The 25,427-nt window shown below is 41.5% G+C and carries 17 protein-coding genes; 8 read left to right on the top strand and 9 right to left on the bottom strand.

Annotated features, from left to right (window positions below):
- The first annotated feature begins 274 nt into the window (after positions 1-274).
- Together BGP15_RS03900 and BGP15_RS03895 are read left to right on the top strand one after the other, a co-directional pair.
- Positions 275-1,261 (top strand): phosphotransferase, encoded by a 987-nt coding sequence (locus BGP15_RS03900; RefSeq protein WP_286768770.1) that lies wholly within the window; start codon positions 275-277, stop codon positions 1,259-1,261.
- Between the two features lie 82 nt (positions 1,262-1,343).
- The gene (locus BGP15_RS03895) at positions 1,344-1,979 is read left to right on the top strand and encodes a carbonic anhydrase family protein (protein WP_046672629.1); all 636 of its coding nucleotides are present in this window, start codon (positions 1,344-1,346) and stop codon (positions 1,977-1,979) included.
- Between the two features lie 205 nt (positions 1,980-2,184).
- On the opposite strand, the gene BGP15_RS03890 is transcribed toward BGP15_RS03895, so the two are convergent.
- The 7 genes from BGP15_RS03890 to prfB all read right to left on the bottom strand — a co-directional run bounded on the left by BGP15_RS03890 (position 2,185) and on the right by prfB (position 15,121).
- Positions 2,185-4,566: an outer membrane protein assembly factor BamB family protein gene (locus tag BGP15_RS03890; protein ID WP_286768769.1), complete on the bottom strand. Its 2,382-nt coding sequence runs from the start codon at positions 4,564-4,566 to the stop codon at positions 2,185-2,187.
- Between the two features lie 63 nt (positions 4,567-4,629).
- Complete coding sequence (locus BGP15_RS03885; protein ID WP_286768768.1) at positions 4,630-6,435, bottom strand: RagB/SusD family nutrient uptake outer membrane protein; 1,806 nt, start codon at positions 6,433-6,435, stop codon at positions 4,630-4,632.
- 11 nt (positions 6,436-6,446) lie between these two features.
- Positions 6,447-9,845 (bottom strand): TonB-dependent receptor, encoded by a 3,399-nt coding sequence (locus tag BGP15_RS03880; protein ID WP_286768767.1) that lies wholly within the window; start codon positions 9,843-9,845, stop codon positions 6,447-6,449.
- A gap of 237 nt (positions 9,846-10,082) precedes the next feature.
- Entirely contained in the window at positions 10,083-11,207 is a 1,125-nt protein-coding gene (locus BGP15_RS03875) for a FecR family protein (RefSeq protein WP_286754150.1), read from the bottom strand.
- A 141-nt stretch (positions 11,208-11,348) separates the two neighbouring features.
- On the bottom strand, positions 11,349-11,891 hold the full coding sequence (locus BGP15_RS03870; RefSeq protein WP_286768766.1) for an RNA polymerase sigma factor: 543 nt from the start codon (positions 11,889-11,891) through the stop codon (positions 11,349-11,351).
- Positions 11,892-12,136: 245 nt separating this feature from the next.
- The gene (locus BGP15_RS03865; RefSeq protein ID WP_286768765.1) at positions 12,137-13,582 is read right to left on the bottom strand and encodes a glycosyltransferase family 2 protein; all 1,446 of its coding nucleotides are present in this window, start codon (positions 13,580-13,582) and stop codon (positions 12,137-12,139) included.
- Positions 13,583-14,037: 455 nt separating this feature from the next.
- A protein-coding gene (gene prfB / locus BGP15_RS03860) for a peptide chain release factor 2 (RefSeq protein ID WP_112375267.1) occupies positions 14,038-15,121 on the bottom strand; the annotation gives its coding sequence in 2 pieces (ribosomal slippage) (positions 14,038-15,060 and positions 15,062-15,121; 1,083 coding nt in all).
- Positions 15,122-15,338: 217 nt separating this feature from the next.
- Between prfB and pgi the strand changes: the two genes are divergently transcribed.
- Entirely contained in the window at positions 15,339-17,009 is a 1,671-nt protein-coding gene (gene pgi / locus BGP15_RS03855) for a glucose-6-phosphate isomerase (protein ID WP_286754257.1), read from the top strand.
- Positions 17,010-17,175: 166 nt separating this feature from the next.
- Here the strand turns inward: pgi and BGP15_RS03850 are convergent, their stop codons facing one another.
- Together BGP15_RS03850 and BGP15_RS03845 are read right to left on the bottom strand one after the other, a co-directional pair.
- Entirely contained in the window at positions 17,176-19,092 is a 1,917-nt protein-coding gene (locus BGP15_RS03850; RefSeq protein ID WP_286768764.1) for a heavy metal translocating P-type ATPase, read from the bottom strand.
- A 213-nt stretch (positions 19,093-19,305) separates the two neighbouring features.
- Positions 19,306-19,647, bottom strand: coding sequence for a phage holin family protein (locus BGP15_RS03845; protein ID WP_046672635.1), 342 nt, complete (start codon positions 19,645-19,647; stop codon positions 19,306-19,308).
- 107 nt (positions 19,648-19,754) lie between these two features.
- On the opposite strand from BGP15_RS03845, the gene BGP15_RS03840 reads away from it, so the two are divergent.
- From BGP15_RS03840 to typA, 5 genes are all read left to right on the top strand, one after another.
- Entirely contained in the window at positions 19,755-19,916 is a 162-nt protein-coding gene (locus tag BGP15_RS03840; RefSeq protein ID WP_286768763.1) for a hypothetical protein, read from the top strand.
- Between the two features lie 250 nt (positions 19,917-20,166).
- Positions 20,167-20,592, top strand: coding sequence for a DUF2147 domain-containing protein (locus tag BGP15_RS03835; protein ID WP_070565860.1), 426 nt, complete (start codon positions 20,167-20,169; stop codon positions 20,590-20,592).
- A gap of 154 nt (positions 20,593-20,746) precedes the next feature.
- The gene (locus tag BGP15_RS03830) at positions 20,747-21,994 is read left to right on the top strand and encodes an ABC transporter permease (protein WP_112375269.1); all 1,248 of its coding nucleotides are present in this window, start codon (positions 20,747-20,749) and stop codon (positions 21,992-21,994) included.
- Between the two features lie 264 nt (positions 21,995-22,258).
- On the top strand, positions 22,259-23,449 hold the full coding sequence (gene kbl, locus BGP15_RS03825; RefSeq protein ID WP_046673761.1) for a glycine C-acetyltransferase: 1,191 nt from the start codon (positions 22,259-22,261) through the stop codon (positions 23,447-23,449).
- 78 nt (positions 23,450-23,527) lie between these two features.
- A complete protein-coding gene (gene typA, locus BGP15_RS03820) occupies positions 23,528-25,333 on the top strand; it encodes a translational GTPase TypA (protein ID WP_112375271.1) in 1,806 nt (601 codons plus the stop codon).
- Positions 25,334-25,427 lie beyond the last annotated feature (94 nt).

Genomic DNA, 25,427 nt, shown 5'->3' with positions numbered 1-25,427 from the left:
AAAGCTTGCAATACATATTGCAAGCTTTTTTTGTCTCTGAGTATCTACAAAACCAATAGGAACTTTCAAGAAACGAAGTGGGGGATCAAGGGTCATAGACAAAAGTTGTAGGGGAATACAGTATTCGCTTAAAGCCTTAAGGCGGTTAGTAACTCCGGGAATACCAATAAAATAAAAAGAGCCTAAAAGAATTGAAAAAGGGAAATGACCGGGGCTCGTATGTACTCGAAAAAACAACCTTCATCAACGAAACCATAAATTTAACGAAAAAAAAATGACAACATTTCCTGTTATAGCATCTACTCTTTCTGCCAAACAATTAGGCGATTTTGTGATAAATAGATATGGCCTAGACGACAAATACCAATGTTCCTTATTCAGAACAGGAATGAATCACACGTATTTTCTTTCCAACACCGAAACGAAATACGTTTTGCGCGTTTATAGTCATAATTGGCGGTCAAAATCCGAAATTATTGAAGAACTTGAACTTTTGAAATCATTGAAGAATAATAATTTAAGTGTTTCTTTTCCAATTGAAGATAAAGACGGAGGGTTCATTCAAGAAATAAATGCGCCTGAAGGAATCAGATACGTTGTACTTTTTTCCTTTGCTCAAGGTGAGAAAATTCGATTTATGGACATCGAAACGTGTTTTAGGATAGGTTCTCTAATGGCAAATATCCACAACCATACCGAAAACAAGAATATTAACCGTTTGACTTACAATAAGAAGTCTCTTATAGAATTACCTTATGCGTATTTAAAACAATTCTTTTCAGACAAGTTGCCAGAAATGGAATTCATCAAGGAGTTTGGCAGAAATTTTCAAAATTCAGATTTTGATAATACAAAAACCGGAATTATACATATGGATATCTGGTATGATAATATGGCCGTTACAGACAAGCATGAGATTACCATTTTTGACTTTGACTTTTGTGGAAATGGATGGCAAATTTTAGACGTTGGATATTTCTGCAAACAGCTGTTTTTCATAGAATCAGATAAAGAGCAGTATGAATTAAAAATCCAAAGTTTCCTGCGTGGATACCAAAGTAATAGACCTTTATCTGAAAAAGAGCTCAGGCTAATACCAAAAGCTGGCGCTTCTATTTTTATTTTTTATCTTGGAGTACAGGCACAGAGATTTGATTGGTCCAACATATTTTTGACAGAAAATTATCTTAAAATGTTTGTCGGAAGAATTAAAGCTTGGATGGATTATTACACAAACAACGAAGTCACTGGGGCTATGTAAGCTATTACACGTATTTTGTCTTGTTGGTAATATAAATGTAACGTATTAATTTTACCTTTAATATTCCAAATAATATAATTTTATGAAGGCACATACGTACGAAACACAATCAACAATTACACCACAGAAGGCACTGGACTTTTTGAAAGAAGGAAACCAGCGTTTTGTTAATAACCTGAAAGCTAACCGCGATCTACTCGAACAGGTGAACGCTACGCGTGAAGGGCAGTGGCCATTTGCGGTAGTGCTCAGCTGCATCGATAGCCGCACCTCAGCGGAGCTTATATTTGATCAGGGATTGGGTGATATCTTCAGCATCCGGATTGCCGGAAATTTTGTCAATCAGGATATTTTGGGTTCGATGGAGTTTGGTTGCAATGTAGCTGGTTCTAAGCTTGTTGTCGTTTTGGGGCATACCAAATGTGGGGCATTAAAAGGAGGATTGGATGCTGCGCAGATCGAAGGCATGGGAATGGACAACCTAAATCATTTGATTAATCATTTCGATCCGATCATCAATGAAGTGATCGAGCAGGGGGAAGAACGTTCTTCTAAAAATAGTGTACTGCTTGAAAAACTAAATCAACAGAATATTAAACATGCAATCCGTGACATTCGCAGACAGAGTTCAACGCTCCGTAAACTTGAGGAAGAGGGTAAAATTAAGATTGTCGGCGCGAACTATGACGTTGAAACTGGTAGCGTAAGTTGGTTGTAAGTTGTAGAAACTGACGCACATGTTTTTTCGGTTATAAAAGACTGAGGACCGTAGCTGACTTTAGGTAAGATGAGGTACAGAAGCGTCCTAAGATTCGTTGATCTCGAGCAGAAATGGAATGTGCATCCGCTTGTAAAAATAGAAAAAGTAAGCGCGGACCTAACCTAAATGGAAGTTAGATCCGCGCTTGTTTTATTTAGAGCTACTAGAGTTTAAAGCACGAAACATTTCCCGCGAAATCAGCCACATACATCAAATTTCCATCCACTGTGATGTCTGAAAATATAGGCGCACCCAAGTTGAATTTGGATAAGAGTTTGCCCGCTTTATTAAGGACATAGACATAGCCGTCTGAAGCACCAAACACTAACTTGTCTTTGACTTCAATAACTGCCGATTCAACTGTACCGACCAGCTTACGGTTATCAGGACTACTGTATGCAGAAGAATAGACCAGCGCTTCTCCAGTGGGAAAATGCCACTTCTCTTCCAAAGTCTGCAGATCATAGGCCTTGATTCCGTTGGTGGACGTTGGCATAACCAAAAGGTTGTCACCGATTTTTGGCGCAGTCATCACCTTAAAATCGTCGGTTTTAATGCTCTTTTGTATGATTTCTCCTGTTTTTAGATCAATCTTAAAGATGCCGTTGAGGCCAGTCGTGTAGATGTAATCATTTTGAGCGGTTACCCCACCAGTTCTAAAACGTAAACCATCTTCTTGACGCTTCCAAAGGAGTTTTCCGGTATGGATATCGTAAGCACAGAGTGCATTCCAGTTGTATCCAGCTAAAAGAACCTGACCGACAACCGATAGCTCTGCCGGAGTAGCTTCTCCCCCTGAAGGTTCTACACCTTCCCATAACGGTTTACCCGTATGGATATCAATCGCAGACATTCGTTTTCCTAGTCCGGTATAATAAATGTCCTTGTCAAGAGCGGCACCAGAAACAAAGGTCGGGAGACTTGGAGCCGAAGGTTTCTTTGTCCAGAGGACTTTGCCTGTATTTGCATCAATGGCATAAACATTAGTTTCAACATCCGTAGCCAATAATATGCCGTCGCTGAAACGCAATCTATGCTTAATAGAATTTATCGTTGGCAGAGACCACAATACTTTCCCGCTACGTTTATCCAGGGCTTTGATCGCGTGATTGGTTCCTAAAGCATCATCCATTGTGGCCATAAAAAGTTTGTCGCCAACAACCAGTGGGCTCGTTTTCCAGATATTTCCATTGACTGATGCGGACCACTGTAGTTTAATCTTATCATTTTCTGCTGGCGCAAGGTTAAACGTTTCTTTCTTTAAGGTCTGTTCACCATTCTCGTAGCGAACGGTGATAAGTGCATCGTATTGTCCCTTTTGATTTTGTTTTTTGAAAGGGACATTTGCTTGCCATGTCCAATCTCCGGCAGTTTTCAACGGAATCGAGCTTATGCGATTTCCGGTCTCATGCGCGTATACCGTGAGGTCTACACCCTGTATTTGTCGCTCACTATCATAGGCGTTGACCAGTATAGGCAGTGTTTGGTCTGCATTTAACGGCTGATTGCTCACGGGCCGTACCAACTGGATGTGGTCACGTAAGTTTGTGTAGATCGGCTTGATATTCTTGATTCCTTGTTTGTCAATATCGACGACAACAAACTGTGCGGCAGAATTATCGATACCACCTTTGTTGGGGGCATTGGAACAAACGACATAGACACCATTTTGTTTGAAGACAAAATTGTTGTGCCAGTGTCCATAGAACCAGGCCTTAAGGTTATATTGTTTTAAATCAATCTGTTCTTTTTCTCCTTTAAGTACAAAGTCAGGCCCTACAAAGAAGTCATGGTTTATAAAGATCAACGGCTTGGATTTATCCATGGCAGCTAGGTCTTTTTTGAGCCAGGCGATGATTTGATCAGCAGTGTAACTGGGTTTATAATCTCCATTTGGCATTGGCGTAACGACGAAGTGGGCTGGCCCGGCATCAAATGAGTAATAAGTCGGTCCAAAAAGATCTTCAAATAGCTTCTCACCATATTCACCTTTGACAAGGTCATGATTACCGACCGTATAATAAGTCGGTCTGCCCATGAGTTCACTGTTCACCTGTTTGGCATGAAAAAGCATGCCTGGTTCATAGCAAATATCCCCGGTATGCATAATCAGACTTGCACGCTGTTGTTTGGCGTAGTTTCTGACATTATCAATCCAAGGGCCGTATAGAGGTGTTTCTGTGTCGGTGATTTGGATAAACCGTAGAAAATCATTTTGTTGGACCGCATCTTTAACTAAAGCAAAGTCCAGATTTTTGACATCCGAGCGCAAAGGGATGTAATGTGTTTTGGTTGCCTTGTAGCCACTCGGTACAGTGACAGACAAAAAGCGGGCATTGGGGTTATTGGGCAGCGTATACGTTCCGTCGCTATTGGTTTTTACCACATCATAGCCATCGGATACAACTACTCCACCGATCAGCTTCTCGTTCTGCTCGAACAGGTTATTCGCATTCTGATCTTCAAAAACCCGACCGACGCGTTGTTGTGCAAAAAGGGCGGGAATCGGAAAAAGACAGCAGGCAAGTAATTGGAATAATTTCATGTTGTTTAAATAAAAAAGCTAGCTCCGGTTTCAGAGCTAGCAAAAAGTGAATAAGGTTATTAGCTATTTATCCCATCCAAAGACTTGTTTTAGATTAGGATTCAATGTTATTTGTCCCAATGGGATTGGTTTGTAATAGTATTTTGGCGAAACAAATGACCGCTTATTTTTTTGGTCAACAGTCATCATAATATATCCCGAAGTACCATTGTTGAGGTAAAATGCGCCTCCATCGAGGTAATATTTTACGAGTTTGGTTTTTACAGCATCTGGTAACTGGTCGATTGGACCTGTTGCTTTCTCATTTTCAAGAATGGCAATATCCGGATTTCCATCACCCGTAACGTCCATGGCACCTAATGCAGGTACGTAGATTCCATGCGGCGCAACCGCCAGCAGGTCGCCAGTTTTCCAACGGAGCACATCGTTGAAACGGAAACCTTCACAGGCAAGCTCTACACGACGCTCACGACGGATTTCTAACAAGGCTCCTTTATTGGCTCCTTGAGTGTTCGGATAGCGTGCCGCAAGAACAGGATCTACCTGTCCATTGGCTGTTGCTAACTGTAACGCTGGTACACCGACGCGCCCACGTAAAACATTCACGGTTGCATCCAAATCAGCTTGTGTAAGCGTGCCCAATTCGGCTTTAGCTTCGGCATTGATAAGCAATACTTCGGCATAACGCATAATAGGAAGATCGGTGTAGTTTGCTACCCAACCACCGCGAAGAGCAGGATCTCTAGGGTAGAACTTAATCTGTAGATATCCGCCAAAACTAGGTTTTATTAAATAAGGCGTAGGATTATTCGGATCGGTTTTAAATCCGGCAGGCATAATGGTTTCAGCCAGGCGAGGATCCCTGTTCTGAAATATTTGCGTAAAGGTTTTCGTTTTATAATCCGGAGTTGATGTAAAGGATTTCCCGTCAGCTGTTAGAAATTCTTCCATTAATTCTCCGCTTAATGCCCATTGCCAGTCCAATACGGTATGTGAATTGTTTGCAATACCCAGTGAACGGTCATTCTTTTGGATAAAAATCGCTTCTGTATTCGACGATAGATTGTTGCTGCTGAACAATGTTCTAAAGTCAACTTCTTTGGCACCGGTGTTATGAATTTTATATTTCCCAGAATTGATAACTTCTTGAGATGCTGAAACGGCTCTCTTTAGGAACTCATCTGCTGTAGCTTGTAAATTCAACTCCTCGTGGTATTTACGGAATGTTCCTTCGTGCAAGGCAATGCGAGCTAACAGTGTTAATGCCGCGCCTTGTGTTACACGTTCTTTGAAATTACCGGCCACTTTATCTTCTCTGATATAGGCTGCGGCAAATTCAAGATCCTCCATCATATGTTTAACAACAACCTCGCGCGAATCCTGGTCCTTGTACATCGCTTCGTCCTCAGCACCCAAAGCCGTGTCATACCAAGGAACATTGTTGTAATCGCGCACTAAATTAAAGTAGATGTAGGCACGAAAGAAACGGGCGATGCCAACATAATGGTCTATTTGTGCCTGATCGCCGGTTACAGTACCAAGGTGATCCATCATATAGTTGATGCGGCGTAAATTTTTCCATTCATCGGACCAACCAGATGCGTTGCCTTGTGTTAGCGTACCACGGAGCATATTGTTGGTTGAGCTGCTTCCTGAGAATCCACCGATATTATCTGAGAAGATGTCGTCATATGATGCGCCCATAAATCGATAAAAGCCATTGGTATAGGTTTTGAGATCTTCCGGCGTTTTAAAGAAATTTTGGTCTGTCACAGCAGTCTTGTTGCTACGATCCAAAAAGTCTTTATTACAGCTTATTGTCAGTAGTGACAAAGACAATGCTAGTGTAGTATAGTGAAATATTTTCATGAATATGCGTATTAAAACTTAACATTTAATCCAAATGCATAAGTGCGTTGGAAAGGATATACTCGTGTGCTTCCTAGAGCTTCTGGGTCTATGCTTACTTTAAGCCCTGAGCGTTCAAATAGATTCTCGCCACTTACATAGAAGCGCACGGCCTGTAATCCAATTCTTTTTGTAAAATTCTGCGAAAGGCTATAGCCGAAAGTGATGTTTTTTACCCTTAAATAAGCTGCATTCTGCAAGTAACGTGTATTCGGCATACCGAGTTCTTCCCCCGTATCTTCTGCACTGTACGATTTTATCCGTGGAAAATACCCATCTCTGTTGTCTGGAGTCCAGTGGTCTAAGTTTTGCTTGGTCACATTCGTCCAGGGTTGTGCATAAATTCCCCAGAAATAGATTTGGCTGCCCGGTGGATACCAGTCTCTTTTTCCGACACCTTGAAGGAATACACGTAGGTCAAAACCTTTCCATGAACCTGATAGGTCAAAGCTATATGGATATTGAACTTCCGAGTTACCTAGAATTTTGAGGTCACCATGGTCAGCAAGCGTTTGTTTTCCTTTCGTGATCTTTCCGTCAGGTCCTCCATCTGGCCCTCCAGCGATATCCTTGAACTTAATGTCTCCAACATAGAATTTATATTGTTGATCGTCCGTTCCTACGTCGGTTTGGTTCAGTTTAGCTAGCTCATCCTCATTTTGGAAGAAACCATCTGCTTGAAGGCCCCATATCTCACCGATGCGCTGTCCGGCATAATGTTGTCTGATATCACCCGTTGGATTATCAAATTTGGTAATGGTAGCTTTGCTGTTTGCCAGTGTAAATGTAGCGTTGTAATGGAATGGCGATCCAGCTAGGTCGAACTTATCTTTCCAGCTAATGCGTAAATCCCAACCATTTGTCTTCATGTCGGCCGCATTGAAGTTCGGCGCGTCAGCTCCAAAAGCCCCGGGAAGCGTTCTTCCTGGGATTAACATCCCCTCGTTGGTACGTTTGTAAATATCAAATGTCGTACTCAGGCGGTTGTTGAGTACATTCAGGTCAATACCGCCGTTGATTGTTGAAATACGTTCCCAGGTTAAGGACTTGGCCACGACTAATGGTGGGTAAAGGGATATCGGACGATTACCTTCAATAACGCGAGGAATACCATTATCGACTGCCATAGATGGCAAATAAGGGTAACTTAATGGATTCATCGCCTGGTCATAGACGGTTTGGTTACCCAATTGTCCATAAGAACCCCGAAGTTTTAAGAAGTTGATCGCAGATTTGAGCGGGTTAAAGAACTGCTCTTCAGAAAGTACCCATCCCGCAGATACCGATGGGAAAAATCCCCAGCGGTCACCCTTTGGAAAGCGCGAAGAACCGTCCAGACGGCCATTTGATTCAATGAGGTAACGCCCTTTATAATCATAGTTCAGACGATAAAATACACCTTGCAGTGCATAATCGTCGATACTATGGGTAACTGTTGTCGCTCCACTACCTAAACCGATGGATGGTATATCAGCCGAATAAAGACCATTTTTAAGGGCGTAATTTATTTCGGTATTCCGATATTCTTGATTATAACCGACCAAGGCGCTGACATGGTGGTCATTAAACTGTTGTGTATATTGTGTATACACGTTGATTACATCATATCGGGTGTTTTCCTGCTGCTTATATGCGGAGGGTACAGTTCCTCCTGCATATTGAGGCGTAGCATTTGGCCCGGTCTTGTACTGCACAGAACGATTATAACCATCAATTACACCAAAGGAACGACGGAAAGTAACATCTGCATTGGCTGTCCATATGTTTTTGATCAGATCTGCTTTGGCATTAAATGTCGTTTGGAACTCGTTGATGTTTTCTTTTCTTCGTCCTCCTTCTTGTAATAGTCCTAATAAACTAGCCCCTGATTGGGTCCAGCTGCCATCCGGATTTCTTGGAACATCTAAAGACGGGGTACGGTTTACATTCCAGAAGAAATCACCGCCCATGAAAACTGGAGCTTCATATTGTCGGCTTGTTAATATCGTATTATTTCCGAAGTTCAACCACGGAGTGACTTGCATATCCATTTTGTTGCGGACATTGTAACGGTTAAGTTTGTCATTCCCATATTTTAGGGCACCATCGAGCTTATAGTATTCACCGGAAAATAAATAGCTTAATTTGTACGTTCTTTTACCCAAGCTCAAGTTGAGCGTATTGGTTGGAGCCAATTTTTTATAGGCTTCCTTCATCCAGTCAGTTTGACCATAGTAAGCCCATTTCTCTGGGTTTGTAGGGTCTAGGATCGTGTTCGGTAAACTAGGGTCCTGCTGAAGCTTTTTCGCATATTCGCGTACGGCATCCGGATACAAATCATACAGCGGGTAAGCTGCATCGTGTTTATATTGCATCACGGTAAGCGGATCTGTGACAATCTCAGGCAATTTACCTGTGGTGCGCCATTGGGTGCTCATCCCCACGTTGACTTGAAGTTTTTCTGACTTGGCAGATTTGGTTGTTACAAGAACTACACCGAATGCGCCACGAGCGCCATAGATAGCAGCCGAGGCCGCATCTTTTAACACCGATACATTTTCAAAATCATTTGGATTGAGTCTTGCGAGCTCATCGCCAGTAACAGGAATGTTGTCTACTAATATAAGCGGCTCACCGCCATTGATTGAAGTAATACCCCGAATATTGAATTTTGCACTTTGCGAAGGATTACCGCTGGCATTGGTGATGTTCAAGTTGGGAATCAATCCCTGCAAGGCAGCACCTAAATTGGTAACAGGTCGATTTTCAATTTCTTTGGCAGAAATCTGGTCAACAGCGCCCGTTAAATTGATTTTTCGTTGTGTACCATAACCCACGACCACCACCTCATCTAATTGTGAGGTGCTCGTTTGTAAAGTCACATTCAATGTGCGTTGATTTCCCACCTGTATACGCTCTGTTGTGTAGCCCATATACTGAAATGTCAGCACCGCTTTCTCGGGTATACGGAGCGAAAAATGTCCGTTGGCATCTGTTTTTATAGATAATGCGGAATTTCCCTCCACAGATACCGTTACACCGGCAAGTGCTGATTGCGCATCGCGAACTGTACCTGTAATTTCGATATCTGTACGTTGTTTTTCGGAAATTACGATGGTGTTGTTGAGAATCTGAAAGCTTAGATTCTGTCCTTTCAGTGCTTTGGAAAGCACTTGCGAAATGGAAGCGTGATTTGCGTCCACACTGATGGGCTGCAGATTATCCAGCAGTTTTTCATCATAAAAAAATCGTAAGTCGGTTTGCTTAGAAATTTCTTGTAAGACTTTCTCAACCTTTACCTTCTTTAAGGAGAGATTGACTGTTTGTGCAGTTCCCGAGGCATGTGCTCCCAAAGCAAGGGAAAGCAAAGAAAGAGTGCTTAACTTTATCATACATAAAGTTTTAAAGGCTGGAGGGATCCGGAATTCCCGTGTTTTCTCCTGCCTTTTCATTGGAGAAAAAAAATTCATAAATTAGAATGATTTTTGAGGTTTTAAATTTCTGTTCGTAATCAGTAAAATAAGCCTTGGATTTAACTGGGGATGCGTCAACATCCCCTTCTTTTGTTATTGCCAGGCGATAAGTCGAGGTTTATGCCATAGATAAATTTTTAAGGTAGATAATCAATTTCATTGTACTATTACTTTCCTTCCGTTAATGTCGAATTTTCGCCCTGTCGCTAAAGCCAGGATTTCTAAAACTTCCGAAAGCTTACTGTTTCTGCTAATGGAGCCTCTGTACGTAGAAGGGGTATTGATGGCTTCGATATTTATAAATTCAACATTATACCATCGTGCAATTTGCTGCGTGATATCGTTGAAATTGTTGCCATCGAAATAAAATTCTTCGCGCTGCCATGCGGTATTTTTTGCTAGATCACTTACTTTGACCTGAATATCATTTGCCAATGTTGTCGCTTGCTCACCGGGTTTAATAATGGTCTGCTTACCCTCTTTAAGGACTTTTACACTTCCCTCTACGAGTGAGGTGGACACTTCATTTTGATAAGCGTTGACATTGAATGTGGTTCCCAGGACCTCGATCGTTGTGCCATTGGCATGGATGCGGAAAGGTCGGCTGGCATCCTTCGCGACTTTAAAATAAGCTTCTCCCGTTAATGTAACTTGACGTTGATCTGCTTCAAAATGTGTCGGGTAAGAAAGCTGTGTGAGCGAATTGAGCCATACTTTTGTACCATCTTCTAAAATGACCATATAGGTACCGGCCTTTGGCACATCAACCCGGAAGTTTTTACCCGCTATTTCTGTCGTCGAATTATGCTGCTGAACAAATGGATCTGCCAGCTGCTGCTCTTTTCCTGTCGGTGTTATTAGTTTTGCATAATGCCCCCCTGGAAGGATATCATTGTGAAAAGTCTTATTGTGGGAACGCACCTCAGCCGCTAATGTAAGCGGTATCTCGGCTTTTGAAGATAATTTTTGATAGAACCAGAAGCTAAATCCCGAAATGGCGATAAGCATAGCAGCAACCATCCATTTGGATCGTATCCAGCTCAGTCGTTTGATAGGGGTTTGCTCATCAAATAGCCGGGCGTCTAATCTAGCATTGATGCGCGACGCTAGGTGGGGCGGAATTTCGTCCGCTGGCCGCTCTTCCTGAGATTGCTCTTTATCGGATTGATCCAATGTATAGAACCAACGGAGTACCTGTTGTTCTTCCGCAGCTGTACATTGGCCTTCCAAGTATTTTTTAAGCAAGGCTTTGGCTTGATCTGATGATTCTTGTTCCTTCATACAAACCTATAATCTCTTTATGCGAAGAGAAGTACCGAAGAAAAATCAAAAAAAAATATAAATTATTGTATTCCAGTTCATTTAAATGATGAGACTATTGGGAAATGAGACTACATGAGAGAAGTTCATATAGCGTTGCCACTATTTAAATCGAAGCTTGAGCCAGCCTAGAGCCAATGAGATATTGTTTTTCACGGTTTGTTCTGATAGGGCAAGCTCTGTAGCGATATCTTTAATAGACATGGATTCTTTTCTGCTAAGCGAGAAAGCAGACCGCATCGTTGAAGGCATCTTGTCAACTTCTTGCTCGATAAGTACAGCAAGTTCCTTTGCTAATAGTTCTTCTTCAGATGTCGTAGTTAAAACTTGTGTTTGGAAGGTCTGAGTGAGGTTTTCAGCACGGGCAACTTTCCTTTGTTCATGAATAGTCCAGTCAATGATTTTGTATTTGGCTGTTTTAAAAAGATACGGATAAAGCGAATATTCAATGCTGATTTTGTGTCTATTGTTCCAAAGGGCAACAAATACCTCCTGCAGGATATCTTCACAGTCTTCAACACAGGAAACACGGCGTTGTATAAATCGAAAAAGTATAGCAGAATAGCGATTGACTAATTCCGAAAAAGCATGACGGTCATTGGCTTGTATCCCAACGAATAGCACGGTGTCATCTAACTGTTCCATAATTACCGCAATTTGTGTACTCCCTTAGTTTAATTAGGCCAAATTTATAATTGTGGTGTTAAGTTAGTATTAAAAACAAAACATTTGATAATGTTTTTTTAAATCAAACGATTGCGCAAGATGCTAGGTAAAAAAAAATCTTGATCTACTTGCTGGGAATTTAAGTAGATCAAGATCTGAGAAAGTATTCAATATAATTAAAACCAATTCTATATAGCTGTAAATATACGTTCTTTGCGTTAATTTTAACCCCTTGTCAACCAACCTCTGCGTCCAGCGGTCGCTATAGCATACGGTGTAATCCAGAATAAGCTGAAAGCATAAAATATACTGTAACTATAAGCCCAGAAAGCTTCTTTGGCATCCGAGTTTTTGGAAGCAAAGAAATAGGCCTGGACGCTGGAAAATATTAAGATACCGACCAATGTTGAGCTTAAGAACATCAGTGGATAATGAAATACGGTCCATAACATCAGTAACATCATCGGATAAGACAATAACACTTTTTTCCATTGCATAAGCAATAAGATACGTGCTCCCCATTTAGGTCCCTGACGGAAATTCTTAAATGCAAATTGACTCATCGCAATGTTTTCACGCACGTTGCTTCGTTCCCAACGGATAAACATCTTGTACAGATTTTTGTAACGTACAGGTGTGTCGGTATAAACGTATGCGTTGGATTGAAATAAAACATGATACCCCTGTTTCAGGATCATATTGGTCATCGCGCGATCTTCACCGATATCAGACGGTTGTCCCATAAAAGTCTGGTTAATCCAATCTTCCAAACAGTTCATCACAGCCTCTTTACGATAGCCAGATAATGCTCCTGGTGTACACATTACCGTACCCAACATACTTTGTGCAGAACGTACAAACTCAAAGCTGAATACGAAGCTCACATTTAACATACGCGGTATAATCGCTTTTTTAGTATTCAATACACGCACATTACCCGCAACTGCCCCACATTCCTTGTTTGTTACAAAGGGACTCGCCATATTACGTATGGTATCCTTTTTAACAATAGAGTCACTATCAACCGTGATGAAAATCTCTCCCGTACCTAACTTAAATCCACGGTACAAGGCATGTCTCTTACCCATATTCTTGGGCTGCTGATAAATTTCAACACGATCGCCCAATTCCATTTTGGCACGTTGTATCCAAGCAAAGGTATTATCTTTACTACCGTCGTCGATTGCAATAATCTGCAATTTCTTCTCCGGATAATCGCTGCTAGCCAAACTATGTAAGGTATCATAAACTAATTGTCCTTCGTTATAAGCGGGAACGATAATCGTACAAGTCGGTAGCTCATCGTCCGATACTGAAGCGATGGGTTTATATTTACGATGCAGTACAATCAAAAAAATAAAAAAGCTGATAGCAACAACAGCTAGAAATATTCCCAACGCAATTAAAAATGTTCCGCCGATGCTGTCTAAACGTTGGAAACGTAATGCATCAAAATCTGGTTGAAGCATGTATACGCCAAAAACTGACGCAAATAGTATAAAAAAAGTTGCTCCAAAAATACCATATTCTTTTGGACCAAAGTTGCTTTCCTCGTTTTTGCTCACTGTATGATCAGATCGCTTTTCTCCTGCATTTACATCATATACCGCAGGCTTCCATTGTTTGGCCATCTGCTTGGATACGATCGAGTTGTCTTTCATGTAATTCATAACCGTTCTATTTTAGATATACATTCTTTCGTTCAGTGTTTAAAGAGATACCGCTGTCGGTATCTTTTGTAATGAAAATATTACGATTCCATAAACGCAAAAGACATGCCTTTATTTCGTGCCAAAAATAAGCAATCCTTTCTAATTGTAACGTTCTTGATACAAATAATAAGTAATTAATCTGTTGATTTGTAGTGTTTTGTGATTTTATTGTAACAGAATTATGCCAAAATATAACGACGATCGATTCAATAGACTTTTAAGGTTTTTTAACATTTGCATGCAGATTGTTAAAAGAAATTGACAGTTTTTGTGACAAACTGTGTAGGAAAGGGGGCAATGTGCAGGTTGAAGAAATTCAGCTTAAGCCAAATAAAAAAAGCAAAGGATAGTACAAAAAAAAAGACGCCTCCAAAGGGGGACGTCTTCAATATCATCAAGTTTCGGAATAGTCTTTATCCACCAAATTCCATTAGATAATTTTTTAGAAAATCATTTAGATCACCGTCCAGGACAGCTTGTGTATTGGAGGTTTCGTAATTGGTCCGTAAATCTTTAATTAACTTGTAAGGATGGAGGACATAATTTCGAATTTGGGATCCCCATTCGATTTTCTTTTTGTTTCCTTCAATAGCAGCGGTAGCTTCCTGGCGTTTACGCATTTCAATCTCATATAACTGTGATTTCAATAAGCGCATCGCATTTTCTTTGTTTTGTAATTGCGATCTGGATTCCTGATTTTTAATAATAATGCCAGTAGGTTTGTGGTGTAATCGAACAGCTGTTTCCACTTTATTGACATTCTGACCTCCTGCACCACCTGAGCGGAAAGTATCCCATTCGATTTCTGAATCCTTAACATCAATCTCAATATTATCATCAATCAAAGGATAGACATAAACAGAAGCAAACGAGGTATGGCGTTTTGCATTGGAATCAAATGGAGAAATCCGAACGAGCCTGTGTACACCATTTTCGCCCTTCAGGTAGCCATAAGCAAAATCTCCGGATATCTGTAACGTTACACTCTTGATACCTGCAACATCACCTTCCTGCGAATCTTGTTCGGTCACTCGATATCCATTTTTCTCGCCCCACATAATATACATCCGCATCAGCATGGCAGCCCAGTCACAGCTTTCAGTTCCTCCGGCGCCGGCTGTAATCTGTAAGATTGCATCCAGCTGATCTTCTTCGGCACTAAGCATGTTTTTGAACTCGAGCTCCTCGACTTTCTCTAAAGCTACTCTATATTGATCGTCCACTTCTTTTTCACTCGCGTCGCCAGATTGGAAGAACTCATACATGACATAGGCGTCTTCAACCGCCGCTGCAACTTCGTCGAAGTGGTCTGTCCATACCTTTTGGTTTTTTATGGCCAAGAGTATTTTTTCTGCAGCTTTGGAATCATCCCAAAAGCTTGCTTCAAGCGTAATAGCTTGATCTCTTTCTATTTCTTCTTTGCGTGCATCGATGTCAAAGATGCCTCCTCAGGGAAGTAACACGATCCCTCAAGTCTTGAATTTGTTCTTTTGTCATATCCGCTAAAGTAGAAATTTTAATTAATAAATTCGCGCTTCTATCTTAATAACTTCGCGTCCTATAGATGGTCAAATAGAGATAATTTGACCTTTTTTTTTTAGTTTTGGTATTGTCAACAGAATAAACCTTCATTTAAGGATCTACACGATGTGTAACAATGAAATACGGAAGGCTCTTATTGATGTTTAAAACAACTAATTTCAGTAAAAACAGTATGTTCCCAAAAATTAATTTTACAAAGACTGAGGCCTATAAGAATCTAGCACAGCATTTTGGTTCTTTATCAGGTCTATCTAACAATAGCGAAAAAAATGATCTACGCACACTTTTCGCCGCAGATCCCGCACGTTTTGAGAAGTTCTCGATCGCTTTCGAAGATATACTTTTGGATTACTCCAAAAATCGGATCACTGCAGAGACAAAAGCGCTCTTGGTACAGCTGGCTAAAGAATGTGGTCTTGAAGAAGCGATAGCGGCTATGTTCTCTGGCGAGCGGATCAACGTGACCGAGAATAGACCGGTGTTACATACTGCTTTGAGAAACCAATCCGATCAACCCGTGTATGTGGATGGAAAGGACGTCATGCCTGATGTTAAACGAGTGTTGGCACACATGAGAACTTTCACCGAAGAGATTCTATCTGGTCAGTGGAAAGGATATACAGGAAAAGAAATTACCGATGTGGTTAATATCGGTATCGGAGGTTCAGATCTCGGCCCTGTAATGGTAACAGAAGCATTAAAGGCTTATAAGACACGTTTAAATGTCCATTTTGTTTCCAATGTAGACGGTACGCACATTGCTGAAACATTGAAAGCTGTGGATCCTGAAACAACGTTGTTTTTGATTGCATCAAAAACTTTCACAACACAGGAAACGATGGCCAATGCCCATACCGCTAAAGATTGGTTTCTGGCCAGTGGTGCCCTTCAGGAAGATGTCGCTAAGCATTTTGCTGCATTGAGCACCAATACAGAAGCAGTACGTGCCTTTGGAATAGATACCCAGAATATGTTTGAGTTTTGGGACTGGGTGGGCGGACGTTATTCCCTGTGGTCTGCAATAGGTCTTTCAATCAGTTTGGCAATAGGCTTCGATAATTTCGAGGAACTGTTGAAAGGTGCCTATGAAGCGGATGTTCATTTTAAGGAAACCTCCTTTGAATCCAATATTCCCGTGATATTGGCTTTGCTTGGTGTATGGTACAATAATTTTTTCCAAGCGGAAAGTCACGCAATTCTTCCTTACGATCAATACCTACACCGTTTTGCCGCTTATTTCCAACAAGGGGATATGGAAAGTAACGGTAAGTATATTGATCGCAATGGTCAACAGGTGGATTATCAGACTGGACCGATTATCTGGGGTGAACCTGGTACGAACGGGCAGCACGCCTTCTATCAGTTGATTCACCAGGGCACCAAGTTGATTCCTTGTGATTTCATTGCACCTGCCAATAGTCTTAATCCGATCGGAAACCACCACCAATTGCTGTTGTCTAACTTTTTTGCGCAGACTGAGGCTTTGATGAATGGCAAAACGGAAGCCGAAGTGGTTGCTGAATTTAAGAAAGCCGGAAAGTCGGACCAGGAAATTGAAGCACTGAAAGCCTATAAAGTTTTTGAAGGTAATCGCCCAACGAATTCCATCCTGTTCAAAAAAATGACGCCACGCACTTTAGGACGACTTATCGCATTGTATGAGCATAAGATTTTTGTCCAGGGTGTGATCTGGAATATTTATAGTTTTGATCAATGGGGTGTCGAGCTCGGTAAACAATTGGCCAATCAAATCCTCCCGGAATTAAGCGACGCCAATCCGGTTACAAGTCATGATTCTTCGACAAATGGATTGATCAATGCGTACAAAGCTTGGCGGGATTAAAATTGCTCTTTGTGATCTAAATTAGATCGGGGATGAAAAATAAGAAACGGGGCTGTTCAACTTTTGGACAGCCCCGCTTTTATTCAATTTTAGGGATATTCTACTACTTTATTTCTGATATCCGATTTTTACAGGTGTTGGCCAGATTTCTTGGGTATCTTCTATTTTAGACTTTTTTCTGCTGGATTCGAATGGCATTTAAAATAGCCAAAAGTGCTACCCCAACATCGGCGATAACTGCTTCCCAGAGCGTTGCAACACCACCGGCACCAAGAACCAAGACAATGATTTTGATCCCCATTGCGAGAATGACGTTCTGCCAAACAATGCTTCGGGTAATTTTACCGATTTTGATGGCAGACAGGATCTTGTGGGGTTCATCGTTCTGGATCACCACATCAGCCGTTTCGATGGTTGCATCGGCTCCGAGTCCACCCATGGCGATGCCGACCTGCGCCAAAGCTACTACCGGTGCGTCATTTACGCCATCACCTGCAAAGGCAACACGGCGACCTTGATCGATCAGTTGTTGTACATGATTTACCTTATCTTCCGGAAGGAGATCCCCATAAGCTTTGTCTAGCCCAAGTTCTTTGGCAACTTCATTTACTACCGCTGTTTTATCCCCAGATAGCATGACGGTATATAGACCTTGAGCACGCATGGTTTGGATCACTTCCTTGGCATCGGGCTTAATCCGATCCGCCACAGTGATATAACCCGCATATTGATCTTCGATGGCAAGCAATACAATGGAGTAGGCCACTTGCCTTAGCTCTGCAGGATAGCTGATATTGAATTTGTCCAGTAACTTGCTGTTGCCTGCGAGTGTACGTTTTCCATTAACAGTGGCGAGGAGTCCGTGGCCTGCTATTTCCTGGGTTTTCTCAGCTTGCAATGCGGGCCTGCCGGGATGATAACTGGCGATCGCCTTTGCGATGGGATGTGTTGAATGTGCCTCGACAGCCTTAGCGTAACTCAGTAATTCCGTTGGATCTCCATGGACAGCAAAAACTTCCGTTACTTCAAATACACCCGCTGTAAGTGTACCCGTTTTATCCATGACAATGGTATCGACTGCGGTGATGGCATCGAGGAAGTTCCCGCCCTTAAATAGTATGCCATTTCGGGAGGCTAAACCTATACCACCAAAATAGCCCAAGGGAATCGAAACAACCAGGGCACAGGGACAGCTGATCACCAAGAAGACCAAACTCCGGTAGAACCATTCTTTAAAACTATAGTCCTGAACAAAAAACAGGGGTAAAATAAGAACCAAAAGCGCGAGGCCGAAAATAATAGGAACATATATTTTGGCAAATCTGGCAATAAACAATTGTGTTTTGGACTTCCGTGCGGTAGCATCCTGTACCATTTCGAGAATTTTGCTCAATTTGCTATCCTCAAATGTACTGGAAACGTCGATCTCAACAACCGTTTCCAGATTAATCATGCCTGCAAAAACAGCTTCGCCCCTATATTTTGTATCGGGTTTACTCTCTCCAGTCAATGCTGCGGTATTAAATGCGGCTTTCTCCGTTTTCAATTTACCATCCAGCGCCACTTTTTCTCCTGCTTTTACAAGGATAATTTCACCGATTGTGACGGTTTTTGGATTTACCTGCTGCTGTTGCCCGTTGCGCAGCACCGTTACTTTATCGGGACGGATATCCAATAGCGATTTGATTGATTTCTTGGCGTTATCGACGGCAGTATCCTGAAACCACTCTCCGATTTGGTAGAATACCATTACCGCGACACCCTCTTCAAATTCTCCAATGGCGAAAGCACCCAAGGTTGCAACGGTCATTAAAAAAAATTCATTAAAAATATCACCGCGGCTTGCCTTGCGAAATGCCATTTGAATAACGGGGATTCCCGCGAGAAGGTAGGCAACGCTATTTAAGGTCAAGCTGATGCCAAAGGGAAGGCTGATCTTAAACGCATATTTCAATAGGAGTAAAGTAAGTAAGATGACGAGAGCCATTACGAGCTTACGCTGGGTAATCCACCAAGGCTGTTCCTTTGTTATAAGACCGTGCTCCGGTGTGGCATGGCTATGCTCGTGGTTTTGTTCGCACATATATCAGCGGTTCTTTATGAGAATTAAATTTAGCGAATTCTGCTGTAAAAAGCCAGGGAAATGGAGATAAACTCATCCATAAAGACGACTATTTTAAAGGAATCGGACCGGTAAAAAATATATTTCAACTGATAGGTGATATCAGTGGAGGAATGTGAAAAAGGGCTATCCAATTTTTTGGATAGCCCCTTATGCTATGTAATGAATGTACTCTTAATCTTTTGACATACTGCCAATAATCATTTCCAATATGGCAACGACAATGGCAAACAGCGCTGCGGTCCAAAATCCATGTACATCAAATTTGGAACCAAGTAGTGAATCGGTCAACAAGACCATTAATACGGTAATAATAAAGGAAACTAGACCTAAGGTAAGCCAATTCAATGGGAAAGTAAATAACCTTAAAATCGATCCCACAGTGGCGTTGACAAATCCAATGACAAGTCCCGTAACGATAGCCCAACCGAAACCAGCAACTTCAGCACCAGGAACAACCCAGCAAGCAATTGCGACTACCAGACCAGTAAGTAAAAGACTAATAATAAATTTCATAATATGTGCTAATTTATAAAGAGTAAATAAAGTAATAATATAATACTTATCGTACAAACCCGATGCCAAACTTTTTTTAGATCATCGCTTTTAAATCTTTGAGGTATATGGATGGATGGATGGATGGATGGATGGATGGATGGATGGATGGATGGATGGATGGATGGATGGATGGATGGATGGATGGATGGATGGATGGATGGATGGATGGATGGATGGATGGATGGATGGATGGATGGATGGATGGATGGATCGTTAACTTGTGTTAATAACTGGGGCTGATTGATAAATAGCAATACTGGAATAAAAAATATATGCAAGCATAGTAAATATTTTGTATATTTATTCAGAAGCTATGCATGCTATAGCCGTATGGTCATCAACGATTATGCGTGTTATGTATGACGATTGCCGATGGTGGAAAAGAATTGAACGACGTACTTACGTCGTTTAAACAAGCGATCGGATCGCCAATAGCGGGGAAAATTGAAAGAATTAAGTTCATAAAATAATAGACCCATGAAGAAAATTATGATGTCATTCATAATGCTGCTTACTACAGTGGCATTATTTGCGCAGACCGATCCCATTATCGGAAAGTGGGAAAACCCAAGCGGCGAAGGTCGTGTTGAAATTTACAAGAAAGGCGATAAGTTTTTTGGAAAACTCTATTGGCTGAAATTTCCAAATAATGAAGCCGGTCAGCCCAAGAAAGATATAAAAAACCCAGATAAAGCATTGCAGGGCAGAAATGTGCAAGGACTCGAAATCTTGACCAATTTTGATAAAGATGGCAATACCTATGTTGACGGCAAGATCTACGATCCGAAATCGGGCAAAACGTATAGCTGCAAGATGACCTTAAAAGGAGATAAGCTTGATATCAGGGGCTATGTTGGTGTGAGCTTGCTTGGACGCACCGAGACATGGAAAAGAATTAATTAAGGCAGAAAATGGCCACAAAATCAACGTAATCCGCTTGCATGGATAGGTCAGATTCCATCCAAAAGGCAATTTATTTCTTGGAAGTAAATTGCCTTTTTGGTTTTGTGCTGGAATTACAGTATTTTCATCCCTACAAATTATAAATACCAGCTCTATGGCCGTAAAAATGTCTTATGTTGAAAATGTCAAGCTTGCACTACAGTCCATTGTAGGGAATAAGCTGCGGACATTTTTAACAGCACTGATCATTGCCATAGGGATGATGGCATTAATAGGAGTATTGACCTCGATCGATGCCATGAAAAACTCGCTAACAGATTCCTTTTCATCCATGGGATCAAATTCCTTCAACATACGCAACCGGGGATTAAATGTCCGGATCGGTAATGAAGGGACTCGCTCAAAAGTCTTTGCTAATATTACCTATGCACAATCTGCAAGATTCAGACAGGATTTTCACTTTAATGCGCTGACATCGATCAGTGCTAATGTAAGCTGGAATACGACCGCAAAATATCAATCCAAAAAAACAAACCCCAATATCGGCCTGATCGGGACAGATGAAAATTATCTGCAGACATCAGGGTATGTTGTTAGCGAAGGCCGTAATTTTTCTACGCGGGAGGTTGAAACAGGTAGTGGCGTGATTATCATCGGTAGTGAAGTGAGTAAAATGCTATTCAACGAAATTATTGATCCAATAGGGCAGTTTATTACGGTTAACAATATCCGCTATCTGGTGATAGGAGTCTTAAAAAGTAAAGGTTCTTCTGCCGGGATGGGCGGGGATAGGGCCTGCTTTATTCCACTGATCAAGGCCCGGGCAGTGATGCAGGGTACCGAGCCCTCCTATGTGATAACTGTTTCTTCCAATGATCCCATGCGATTGGAAGCCGCAATCGGCGAAGCTACCATCGTCTTTAGAAATATCCGCGGATTGACATCACGGCAGTCCAATGATTTTGAAATCACCAAATCAGATGCGGTTGCCCAGATGCTGATGCAAAATATGGCTATGGTTACTTTGGGAGCCGTGGTGATTGCTTTTATAACCCTTGTGGGTGCTTCAATCGGATTGATGAACATTATGCTAGTCTCGGTTACTGAACGTACCCGGGAGATCGGCATACGCAAGGCGATCGGTGCAACACCGAGTGTTATACGGAAACAATTTTTGATGGAAGCCATCGTGATCTGTATGATCGGAGGTGTGGCCGGAATCTTTATTGGTATCCTGATCGGTAATATCCTGGCGCTACAGCTCGGCACATCCTTTATTATACCTTGGGGAGCGATAATTTTAGGTTTTGCGGTATGTGGACTCGTTGGTATGCTATCGGGCTATTACCCCGCCTCAAAAGCGTCTAAACTGGATCCCGTCGACGCGCTTCGTTACGAGTAATTCACATTGGCCCCCCTATCGCTCTATTTTTACATTCACCCTGCTTGCAGCCCGAAGATGTCTCGCGGTTGTCTCCCTGTTGGTCGCTATCAAAGCAAGAGGAAAAGTAGGGCGATTGAAAAAAGGAATTTTATGCAATCGGTTTAATGTTACCAAATCATTGATTTGGGGTGAATTCTCCGTGAATAGCCCTTTTCTCGAAAGGTAAAGCAACTTATTCCAATGAAAAAACTGTAATATTGTATAAAAAAATAAAATCGAATTATGTACAATACATTACAACCAGTTTTAGAAAAGGAATTGGAAGCAATCAAAGAAGCGGGATTGTATAAACAAGAGCGTGTAATCGTTACGCCTCAAGGAGCAGACATCAAAGTGAGTACAGGACAGGAAGTTGTCAATTTTTGTGCGAACAATTATTTGGGTCTGTCTTCGCACCCCAAAGTAATCGAAGCAGCAAAGAAAGCGATTGATACACATGGTTATGGAATGTCATCCGTACGTTTCATCTGTGGAACCCAAGATGTGCATAAAGAATTAGAAGCAAAAATTTCAAAGTTCCTCGGAACAGAAGATACTATTTTATATGCGGCAGCATTCGACGCGAATGGTGGTGTATTCGAACCCTTATTTGGTGCTGAAGATGCCATAATTTCTGACGAATTGAATCACGCCTCTATCATTGACGGTGTTCGTTTGTGTAAAGCACAACGTTTCCGTTATAAAAATGCAGATATGGCTGATTTGGAAGCACAATTGCAGGCTGCATCTGGTGCTAGACATAAAATCATTGTTACAGATGGCGCATTTTCGATGGATGGATCTGTAGCTCCATTGGATCAGATCTGTGATCTAGCAGACAAATACCAGGCGCTAGTGATGATCGATGAGTCGCACTGTACTGGATTTATCGGTGCAACGGGACGTGGTACACACGAGCTTTTCAATGTTATCGATCGTGTAGACATTATTACGGGCACTTTGGGCAAAGCCTTAGGCGGTGCTTCTGGTGGTTTCACTTCCGGTAAAAAAGAAATCATCGATTTGTTACGTCAGCGTTCACGTCCATACCTATTTTCTAATACCCTGGCACCAGCAATTGCAGGAGCTTCTGTAGCGGTTTTAGATATGCTGAGTGAGACAACTGCATTGCGCGATAAATTGGAGTCAAATACAACTTATTTCCGTGAAAAAATGACAGCTGCTGGATTTGATATCAAACCAGGTTTCCACCCAATCGTGCCTGTAATGCTTTATGACGCGAAATTAGCGCAAGAATTCGCATCCAAGATGTTGGACGAGGGAATTTATGTGATTGGTTTCTACTATCCTGTTGTACCTCAGGGAAAAGCCCGTATCCGTGTGCAGATTTCGGCAGGACACGAAGTTGCTCACCTGGATAAAGCAATCGCCGCCTTTACCAAAGTAGGTAAAGAATTAGGTGTAATTAAATAAAATACACATAGTTATAAATTTTATGGTGCAAAATGTTTATCTTTGCACCCTAAAATTTTATAAAAATATTCTTGCTCAATGCAAAACATTAGAAACATTGCGATCATCGCTCACGTCGACCACGGTAAAACTACGCTTGTAGACAAAATTTTATATTTTACCAATCAATTCAGAGAAAATGAAAATGCTGGTGAATTAATCCTAGACAATAATGATTTAGAGCGTGAGCGCGGGATCACTATTGTATCTAAGAACGTATCAGTAACATATAAAGGTGTTAAAATCAACATCATCGATACCCCAGGTCACGCCGATTTCGGTGGTGAAGTAGAGCGTGTATTGAAGATGGCTGATGGAGTAGTGCTATTGGTCGATGCTTTCGAAGGACCAATGCCTCAAACACGTTTCGTTACAGGTAAAGCTTTGGGATTAGGTATCAAACCTATCGTCGTTGTCAATAAAGTCGATAAAGAAAACTGTCGTCCTGAAGAAGTATACGAACATGTTTTTGACCTATTCTTCAACTTAGGTGCTACTGAAGAGCAATTGGACTTCCCAGTATTGTACGGTTCTTCAAAACAAGGATGGATGTCTACAGATTGGAAAAATCGTACTGAAGACTTCACGGACTTGTTGGAAGCCATCATCAAATATATCCCTGCACCAGAAGTATCTGAAGGTACTTTGCAAATGCAGGTAACATCATTGGATTATTCGACGTTCGTAGGACGTATCGCTATCGGTCGTGTTGCGCGTGGTACGATCAAGGAAAACCAACCGGTTTCTTTGGTGAAACGCGATGGAAAAGTTGTGAAATCACGTGTAAAAGAACTACAGGTATTTGAAGGCCTTGGCCGCATCAAAGTGCCTGAAGTAAGTGCCGGTGATATCTGTGCCGTAGTTGGTATCGAAGGTTTCGATATCGGTGATACCATTGCAGATTTTGAAAATCCAGAGCAATTGGAAGTTATCAGCATTGATGAACCAACAATGAACATGTTGTTTACCATCAATAACTCTCCTTTCTTCGGTAAAGAAGGTAAATTGGTAACATCACGTAACATCTACGATCGTTTACAAAAAGAGTTGGAGAAAAACTTAGCACTACGTGTCGTTCCTACAGAGTCTCCAGATGCTTGGTTGGTATACGGACGTGGTATCCTTCACTTGTCGGTATTGATCGAAACAATGCGTCGTGAAGGTTATGAATTGCAAGTAGGCCAGCCACAAGTTATCATCAAAGAAATTGATGGTCAAAAATGTGAGCCAATCGAAGAACTTGTTGTTGACGTTCCTTCTGATGTGTCAGGAAAAGTAATTGAGTTGGTGACCCAACGTAAAGGTGAGTTGTTAATTATGGAAGCTAGAGGAGATATGCAACATCTTGAGTTCTCTATCCCTTCTCGCGGTATCATCGGTTTACGTAACAACGTGTTGACAGCAACAGCTGGTGAAGCTGTTATGGCACACCGTTTGAAAGGTTACGAGCCTTGGAAAGGTACAATTCCTGGTCGTTTGGCTGGTGTATTGATCTCTTTGGATACAGGTTCAACAACAGCATACTCCATCGATAAGTTACAAGACCGTGGTCGTTTCTTCGTAGATCCAGGTGTGGATGTATATGAAGGACAAATCCTAGGTGAACACATCCGTGACAATGATTTAACGATCAACGTTACCAAAGGAAAACAGTTGACAAATATGCGTGCTTCTGGTTCTGACGACAACGTACGTATTGCACCAGCAATCAAATTCTCCTTGGAAGAATGTATGGAGTATATTCAAGCTGACGAGTATATTGAGGTGACACCGCAATCAATGCGTCTGCGTAAAATCTATTTGACTGAAAACGAGCGTAAAGTAAACGCGAAGAAATTTCAATAGTCCATAGCGAAAAGCGATAATAAAAAAGCCTTCGAACAACGTTCGAAGGCTTTTTTATTTGCCTGTTATTTGTTTTCTGCGCCAAATAGCGCTT

This window comes from Sphingobacterium sp. 40-24, assembly GCF_001899705.1.
Lineage (GTDB): Bacteria > Bacteroidota > Bacteroidia > Sphingobacteriales > Sphingobacteriaceae > Sphingobacterium > Sphingobacterium multivorum.
This window is presented reverse-complemented; position numbering and strand designations above follow the sequence as displayed.

Coding starts and splice junctions, on each gene's coding strand:
- BGP15_RS03900 (WP_286768770.1), top strand. CDS start 275: ATGACAACATTTCCTGTTATAGCATCTACTCTTTCTGCCAAACAATTA.
- BGP15_RS03840 (WP_286768763.1), top strand. CDS start 19,755: ATGGATGGATGGATGGATGGATGGATGGATGGATGGATGGATGGATGG.
- pgi (WP_286754257.1), top strand. CDS start 15,339: ATGTTCCCAAAAATTAATTTTACAAAGACTGAGGCCTATAAGAATCTA.
- BGP15_RS03845 (WP_046672635.1), bottom strand. CDS start 19,647: ATGAAATTTATTATTAGTCTTTTACTTACTGGTCTGGTAGTCGCAATT.
- BGP15_RS03880 (WP_286768767.1), bottom strand. CDS start 9,845: ATGATAAAGTTAAGCACTCTTTCTTTGCTTTCCCTTGCTTTGGGAGCA.
- BGP15_RS03895 (WP_046672629.1), top strand. CDS start 1,344: ATGAAGGCACATACGTACGAAACACAATCAACAATTACACCACAGAAG.
- typA (WP_112375271.1), top strand. CDS start 23,528: ATGCAAAACATTAGAAACATTGCGATCATCGCTCACGTCGACCACGGT.
- BGP15_RS03865 (WP_286768765.1), bottom strand. CDS start 13,582: ATGAATTACATGAAAGACAACTCGATCGTATCCAAGCAGATGGCCAAA.
- kbl (WP_046673761.1), top strand. CDS start 22,259: ATGTACAATACATTACAACCAGTTTTAGAAAAGGAATTGGAAGCAATC.
- BGP15_RS03885 (WP_286768768.1), bottom strand. CDS start 6,435: ATGAAAATATTTCACTATACTACACTAGCATTGTCTTTGTCACTACTG.
- BGP15_RS03850 (WP_286768764.1), bottom strand. CDS start 19,092: ATGTGCGAACAAAACCACGAGCATAGCCATGCCACACCGGAGCACGGT.
- BGP15_RS03835 (WP_070565860.1), top strand. CDS start 20,167: ATGAAGAAAATTATGATGTCATTCATAATGCTGCTTACTACAGTGGCA.
- BGP15_RS03830 (WP_112375269.1), top strand. CDS start 20,747: ATGGCCGTAAAAATGTCTTATGTTGAAAATGTCAAGCTTGCACTACAG.
- BGP15_RS03875 (WP_286754150.1), bottom strand. CDS start 11,207: ATGAAGGAACAAGAATCATCAGATCAAGCCAAAGCCTTGCTTAAAAAA.
- BGP15_RS03870 (WP_286768766.1), bottom strand. CDS start 11,891: ATGGAACAGTTAGATGACACCGTGCTATTCGTTGGGATACAAGCCAAT.
- BGP15_RS03890 (WP_286768769.1), bottom strand. CDS start 4,566: ATGAAATTATTCCAATTACTTGCCTGCTGTCTTTTTCCGATTCCCGCC.